The organism is Elstera sp. (genome assembly GCF_044372965.1).
In the GTDB taxonomy this organism is placed as follows: domain Bacteria; phylum Pseudomonadota; class Alphaproteobacteria; order Elsterales; family Elsteraceae; genus Elstera.
In genome coordinates, this window is record NZ_JBILQX010000189.1 from 1 (window position 1) to 6,506 (window position 6,506).

Consider the following 6,506-nt stretch of genomic DNA (forward strand, 5'->3'; position numbering starts at 1 on the left):
CTGGACGCTGCCAGGGGAGCCAGCCGATTTCGCCGCCGAAGACCTCCTGCGTCAGTTCTTCGCTGCGGGCCGAGGCGGCAAGCGCGATGACCGCATCCGGGTGCATGTGATCGACGTGGGCGTGGGGAATATAGGCATGGAGAGGCGTATCGATGCTGGCCGCGCGCGGATTGAGATTGAAGGTGCAATGGGGCAGATAGCCGACCATTTCATCTTCCTGCGCAAGGCCGCGATAGAGGGTTTTCAACTGCTCCAGCTTGTCGAGATAGAGCGTGGAAAACCCATCGAGCGCCATACTGCCAAGGTCACCGCCGGAGCCTTTAACCCATAAGACGGTGACGCTTTTTCCCGTCAATGGGTCAGAATGCATTATCTTTGCCGAGGTGTTACCGCCGCCATAATTCGTTACTCGCAGGTCCGACCCCAATAAATTGGAGCGGTAGAGCAGCAACTCTGGCTCGGAAAGCCTTGCGGCATGGGCAGTATCCCATAGCGATGGGATGAGAGACGGGCTGAGGGAAGTCGCGGTCACGATCCGGCTCCGGGATAGTTCAAAATGCGTTATTTGGGGAAAAGGATCGGGTCCTTGCCCCGTTTCACCGGCATGAAGCGATCATTTTAAGGCGCGTGTCAATTGGAATAGGTAATTTTGCGTCGCAATAATGCGTTATTGCGATGCAAAATGACGTTTATGCGATGCAAAATGAACAATTACGATTGACGCGCACCCGGATTAGGATTTATCCGTTTTGTAACACCGGCCAAAGGGGGCCTCCCCATGCATCAACACGAACGTCACGGGCTTATCGCCGCGCTGCTGCAAAAGCAGGGAACCATTGGGATTCAAGATCTCATGGCCCGGCTGGATGCGTCGCGGGCAACCGTGCGGCGCGATTTGCAGGAGATGGAGGCGGCGGGCTTGTTGCGCCGGGTTCGAGGCGGGGCGCAAGCCTTAGGCGCGCGCCCGACGCATCTGACCGAACCACCCTTTGACTATAACGTCACGCTGAACCGTGAAACCAAGCGCGCGATTGCGCGGCGGGCGGTCGATCTGTGCAGCGAGCGCGATTCGATTATCATTGATGGTGGCACGACCACGTTTGCGATGACCGAGTTTCTGGTGCAAACCAAAGTGGAGGTGCTGACCAACAGCCTTCCAATCGCCGATTATCTGATGCGCCACGGCGAGAATCGCGTGACGCTGCCGGGCGGCGAGATTTTCCGGGAACAGCAGCTTGTGCTGAGCCCGTTTGACAATGACCTAACGCATCGTTTCTTTGCGTCAAAACTATTCATGGGGGCGCAGGCTTTAACCCAGCACGGGTTAATGCAATCCGACCCGCTGCTGATCCGTGCCGAACAGAAGCTGATCGATCAAGCCGAAAAACTCGTGGTCTTGGTCGATAGCAGCAAGTTCGACGGGCGCGGAAGCCTCATTCTCTGCCCGCTTTCCCGCATCGATATCGTCGTGACCGACGATGGCATCAGCGCGCCCGCCGCCGGGCTGCTGCGCGATGCGGGCGTGGAGCTTATCACCGTTCCCCGCTGGCGAAACCGTTCAGCGGCTTAACCGACCCCCGCCTTAACGAGCGCAATAGAATGGCTCCGGCGGGGAAAATCATCCAAGGGAGGATGTACGCCGTGACCAAATTTCTTAAAACCGCAAGCCTTGCCGTCATCGTTGGGGTGCTGGCGATGAATTCTGCCGATGCTGCCGATAAGGTGCGCGTGGCCATGCTGGTCAAATCGCTCGGCAATGGCTTCTTTGAAGCCTGCAAGGAAGGCGGAATTGAAGCCTCCAACGAGCTTGGCAATGTCGAGCTGATTTACACCGGTCCGACCACGGCAACCGCCGAAGGCCAGATCGAACTGATGAATGCGTTGATCGCTCAGAAAGTCGATGCCATCGCCATTTCGGCGAATGATGCCAATGCGCTGGTGCCGGTGGCGAAAAAAGCCGCCGAACGCGGTATCAAAGTCATCTCCTTCGACAGCGGCATCGCCAGTGGCCGCCTGATGCAGCTCAACCCCTCCAATGCCTCGCTGATTGGGCAGAAACAGGTGCAAATGGCGCTCGACGCCATCGGGACGGCGGGCGGCGAGGTTGCCATTCTGTCGGCGACGGCCCAGGCAACCAACCAGAACATCTGGATCGCCGAAATGAAGAAGGAGTTGGCGAAGCCTGAGTTTTCATCTCTGAAACTGGTTTCCACCGTGTATGGCGACGATCAAGCCGATAAAAGCTATCGGGAAGCCCAGGGCCTGTTCAAATCCTTCCCGAATTTGAAAGCGATCATTGCGCCGACCTCGGTCGGAATCGTCGCGGCAGCCAAAGCCGTGGCCGATCAGGGGCTGATTGGTAAAGTCTATGTGACCGGCCTCGGGTTGCCGTCCGAGATGAAAGGCCATGTGCTGAGCGGCGCAACCAAAAGCTTTGCCATCTGGAACCCGGTCGATCTCGGGTATACCGTAACCTATGCCGCCGTGCAGTTTGCCAAGGGCGAACTCAAGGGCAAGGCGGGCGAGAAAGTGCCGGTTGGGCGTATGGGCACACTGACCATCGACGAGAAGGGCGAAGCCGCCATGGCGGAGCCGTTCACCTTCGATAAGGACAATGTGCTGAAATACGCCAAATATTTCTAAACGCAGCAGATCAAAAAGAAAAATAGGAGCACCAGGGGGCATGCCCCCTGGTGCAGGGGAGTCGGGGACGCAGTCCCCGACGATCCCAAAGGGAGGGACGAATGGTTTTAGCCGTGGAGGGACTGACGAAGTCCTTCGGCGCCGTGGCGGCCCTGCGCGATGGGCGCCTGCGCCTCACACCGGGCCGTGTTACCGCCTTGATCGGCGAGAATGGCGCGGGAAAATCGACGCTGGTGAAAATCCTTACCGGGATTTATCAGCCGGATGGGGGTAGCCTGCGCCTGGATGGGGTGGCGCGGCATTTTGCGTCGCCGCAGGAATCGCAAGCCGCCGGAATCGCGGCGATTCATCAAGAAACCGTGATGTTCGACGATCTGACCGTAGCGGAGAATATCTGCGCCGGGCATTGGCCGTGTCACGCGCGCGGCTGGCGCAAAGGGATGATCGACTGGAAAGCCCTGCTGACCCAATCGCAAGCCGTGCTGGACCGGTTGGGGGCAGATTTGCCCTTGCAGGCGCGCTGCGGCGATCTCTCCATCGCGCAAAAGCATCTCGTGGAAATGGCCCGTGCCCTCTGCCATGACAGCCGCGTGCTGATTATGGATGAACCCACGGCGGCCCTGTCGCACCGGGAAATCGACGATCTTTATCGGCTGGTACGCACGCTCAAGGCCGGGGGCGTTGCCATTCTCTTCATTTCCCATAAGTTCGACGAATTATTCGCCATCGCCGATGATTACGTCGTGATGCGCGACGGCGCTTTCGTGGCCGAAGGCGCGATGAGCGAAACCAATGTTGACGCCCTGGTCGCCCTGATGGTTGGGCGAAGCATGGGGGCGGTCTTCCCCAAGCGCAGCGTACCCATCGGCGCGCCGGTTTTGGACGTGCGCGACCTGTGCCACCCAACCGAATTTTCGGAGGTGAGCTTTACCGTGCACGCTGGGGAAATCCTCGGGTTCTACGGCCTCGTCGGCGCAGGGCGCAGCGAGGTAATGCAGGCGCTCTTTGGCCTGACCTCGGTCAGCGGCGGCACGATTTCCCTCGGCGGGGAAAACCTGCGCCTGACATGCCCGAAGGATGCCATCGCGGCCGGAATCGCCTATGTGCCGGAGGATCGGCAAAGCCAGGGCGCGATTCTGCCCATGAGCATCCGCGATAATATCACGCTGCCGCTGCTTGAGCGCATCACCGGCGGCTGGCTGCTGTCTTCCCGAAAAGAGGACGCGCTGGCGGAAACCTTCGCGCGGCGGCTGGCGGTAAAAGCGCCGGATTGGAACACCCGCGTCGATGCACTCTCGGGGGGCAATCAACAGAAGGTCGTCATCGGTAAATGGCTGGCAACGGCCCCGAAAGTCATCATTCTCGACGAGCCAACCAAGGGAATCGATGTCGGCTCCAAAGCCAAGGTGCATGATTTCATGAGCGACCTCGTCGCCGAAGGGCTCGCGGTCATTCTGGTTTCCTCCGAACTGCCGGAGGTGATGGGCATGGCCGACCGCATCATCGTGATGCAGGCGGGCCGCCCCTGCGGCAGTTTCAAGCGCGCCGATTTCGCCACCGATCCCGCCCAGGGCGCGGCCCGGCTGGCCCGCGCGGCAACAGGAGGCTGAGGATGCGGCGTGATCTTATCTTAGCCGGGGTCATTCTCGGCCTCGCGCTGCTCATCGGCGGGCGGGCACCGGTTTTCCTGACCGTCGCCACGCTGGACGATATCGCTACCGATACAGCCATTTTGGCGATGATGGCGCTGGCGCAAATGCTGGTGATTTTAACGCGGGGGATCGATCTGTCGGTTGCCGCGATGCTCGCCCTGTGCGGCATGGCCGCCGCCTTGGCCGGGCAGGCGCTGCCGGATGCACCCGTGGGGCTGTTGCTCCTGCTGGGGCTTGGCCTCGGCATCGCGCTGGGGGCGATCAATGGGGCCTTCGTCGCCGGGTTGAAAGTGCCGCCCATAGTGGTGACGCTGGCCAGCTTGAGCCTGTACCGGGGGGCAACGTTCCTGCTCAGCGGCGGGCGTTGGGTTTCGTCCCACGATATGCCCGCTCCGTTCCGCGAGTTTCCGACCGAGCGCCTCTTCGGCGTTACCCACCTCGTCTGGTTTGCGGTTCTGGCGGTGCTCCTGGCCTATGGGGGGCTGCGCTTTACCCGCTTCGGGCGTTCGATTTACGCCTATGGCGGCAATCCGAGCGCCGCCCGATACGTGGGGATTGCCTCCGAACGGGTGCTCTTCTCGGCTTATGCAATCAGCGGCGGGGTTGCGGGGCTCTGCGGCGCGCTCTGGGTCGGGCGCTATGGGATTGCCTTCACCGACGCGGCGCAGGGGTTCGAACTCCAAATTATTGCCGCCTGCGTTATCGGCGGGGTGAGCATCGCGGGCGGTATCGGCACGGTTCTCGGGTGCCTGCTGGGCGTGATCTTCCTCGGGATGATTGGCAATGCCCTCCCGATCATGGCGATTTCACCCTTCTGGCAAATGCTGATTTCCGGGGCCGTGATTCTGGCTGCCGTGATGCTCAACCGGCAACGGGGCCGCGCGGCGAAGATCATCTTGCACCCAAAACCGGTGGAGAGCGCGCGATGACCAGCCTTAAACTTGCACCGCTGCCGCCTTCCTCATCCCTCTGGGGGCTCCGACTGATGCGTCGATGGGAATTTTTGCTGGCAATTCTGCTGGTTCTGGTAATGGCCGGAAACAGTCTTTTGTCGCCCTATTTCCTCGATCCTTACAATCTGGCCGACGCGACGGCGAATTTTACCGAAAAAGCCATGGTCGCCCTGCCGATGGCGCTGCTCATCATCGTACGCGAAATCGATATTTCGGTCGCCTCGATCATGGCGCTCGCCTCGCTGATGATCGGCCTTGGGGCGGAAGCGGGGGTGGGAATGCCGGGGCTAGTCGCCATCGGCCTGCTGACGGGGCTTGCCGCCGGATTGCTCAACGGCGTGCTGGTCGCGGGCCTTGGGCTGCCCTCCATCGTCGTGACCATCGGAACCCTGTCGCTGTTCCGGGGCATCACCTCCGTCGTCCTCGGCGACCGGGCGATTACCGCCTATCCCGAAGCCTTTACCGATCTAGCCACCTTGAAGATTATCCCCTTCGTCAGTTTGGAGTTCGCCCTATTCTTGGCGCTTGCGGCAGTTTTTGCCCTGGTCTTGCACGGCACGGTGATCGGGCGGCGGCTCTACGCTATCGGCCTCAACCCCACCGCCGCGCGCTTTTCGGGGCTGAATGTCGGGCGGACGAAGCTGGTTCTGTTCGCGGTCATCGGCCTTATCGCCGGGCTGGCCGCCGTGTTCCTCACAGCGCGTATCGGCAGCACGCGCCCCAATATCGCCAGCGGCTGGGAGCTTGAGATTATCACGATGGTGATTCTCGGCGGGGTTAGCATCGCGGGCGGGGCCGGAACCATTGGCGGCGTGGTGCTCGCGGTGTTTTTGCTCGGCATGGCCGGGTTCGGCATGGGGCTGTTGAATGTTCCCGGCATCGTCATGAGCACGCTGATCGGCGCGCTGCTCCTGGTGACGGTAGCGGTGCCGCAGATTGCCGCGCGCCTACGCCAGAAAGGAAAATCCTGATGGAAAAAATCGCCTTCGCAATGCAGTTAAAGCCCGGCAACGAGGCCGAATATCAGCGTCGCCATGACGCTATTTGGCCGGAGTTGAGCGCCTTGCTGAAAGAGGCGGGAATTGCCGACTACAGCATTTTTCTTGATCCCGATAGCCTAACCCTCTTTGGGGTTTTGCGCCGAACGGCGGGGCACGGCATGGACCGGCTGCCAGAGAATCCGATCATGCAGCGCTGGTGGGCCTTTATGGCCGATCTGATGGTCGTGACCCCGGATAATGCGCCGGTGGTCCGCCCG

At 60.8% G+C, this 6,506-nt stretch carries 7 protein-coding genes; 6 read left to right on the forward strand and 1 reads right to left on the reverse strand.

Annotation, left to right across the window (positions count from 1 at the left end; all coding sequences use genetic code 11):
- Nucleotides 1-532 (reverse strand): class II aldolase/adducin family protein (locus tag ACIQ36_RS17135; RefSeq protein WP_395831551.1); only part of this gene is annotated, 532 nt, incomplete at its 3' end.
- A gap of 246 nt (nt 533-778) precedes the next feature.
- On the opposite strand from ACIQ36_RS17135, the gene ACIQ36_RS17140 reads away from it, so the two are divergent.
- From ACIQ36_RS17140 to ACIQ36_RS17165, 6 genes are all read left to right on the forward strand, one after another.
- Complete coding sequence (locus ACIQ36_RS17140) at nt 779-1,570, forward strand: DeoR/GlpR family DNA-binding transcription regulator (RefSeq protein ID WP_395831553.1); 792 nt, start codon at nt 779-781, stop codon at nt 1,568-1,570.
- A gap of 71 nt (nt 1,571-1,641) precedes the next feature.
- Entirely contained in the window at nt 1,642-2,643 is a 1,002-nt protein-coding gene (gene rhaS / locus ACIQ36_RS17145) for a rhamnose ABC transporter substrate-binding protein (protein ID WP_395831555.1), read from the forward strand.
- A gap of 101 nt (nt 2,644-2,744) precedes the next feature.
- A complete protein-coding gene (locus tag ACIQ36_RS17150) occupies nt 2,745-4,253 on the forward strand; it encodes a sugar ABC transporter ATP-binding protein (RefSeq protein WP_395831557.1) in 1,509 nt (502 codons plus the stop codon).
- Between the two features lie 2 nt (nt 4,254-4,255).
- A complete protein-coding gene (locus ACIQ36_RS17155; protein ID WP_395831559.1) occupies nt 4,256-5,224 on the forward strand; it encodes an ABC transporter permease in 969 nt (322 codons plus the stop codon).
- The gene (locus tag ACIQ36_RS17160) at nt 5,221-6,219 is read left to right on the forward strand and encodes an ABC transporter permease (protein ID WP_395831561.1); all 999 of its coding nucleotides are present in this window, start codon (nt 5,221-5,223) and stop codon (nt 6,217-6,219) included. Before ACIQ36_RS17155 ends, ACIQ36_RS17160 begins: the two co-directional genes overlap by 4 nt.
- Nucleotides 6,219-6,506 (forward strand): L-rhamnose mutarotase (locus tag ACIQ36_RS17165; protein WP_395831562.1); only part of this gene is annotated, 288 nt, incomplete at its 3' end. The genes ACIQ36_RS17160 and ACIQ36_RS17165, both read left to right, overlap by 1 nt.

Bases quoted from the DNA above. Each gene is read 5' to 3' on its own strand.
- ACIQ36_RS17140 (WP_395831553.1), top strand. From the start codon at position 779: ATGCATCAACACGAACGTCACGGGCTTATCGCCGCGCTGCTGCAAAAG.
- ACIQ36_RS17155 (WP_395831559.1), top strand. From the start codon at position 4,256: ATGCGGCGTGATCTTATCTTAGCCGGGGTCATTCTCGGCCTCGCGCTG.
- ACIQ36_RS17160 (WP_395831561.1), top strand. From the start codon at position 5,221: ATGACCAGCCTTAAACTTGCACCGCTGCCGCCTTCCTCATCCCTCTGG.
- ACIQ36_RS17150 (WP_395831557.1), top strand. From the start codon at position 2,745: ATGGTTTTAGCCGTGGAGGGACTGACGAAGTCCTTCGGCGCCGTGGCG.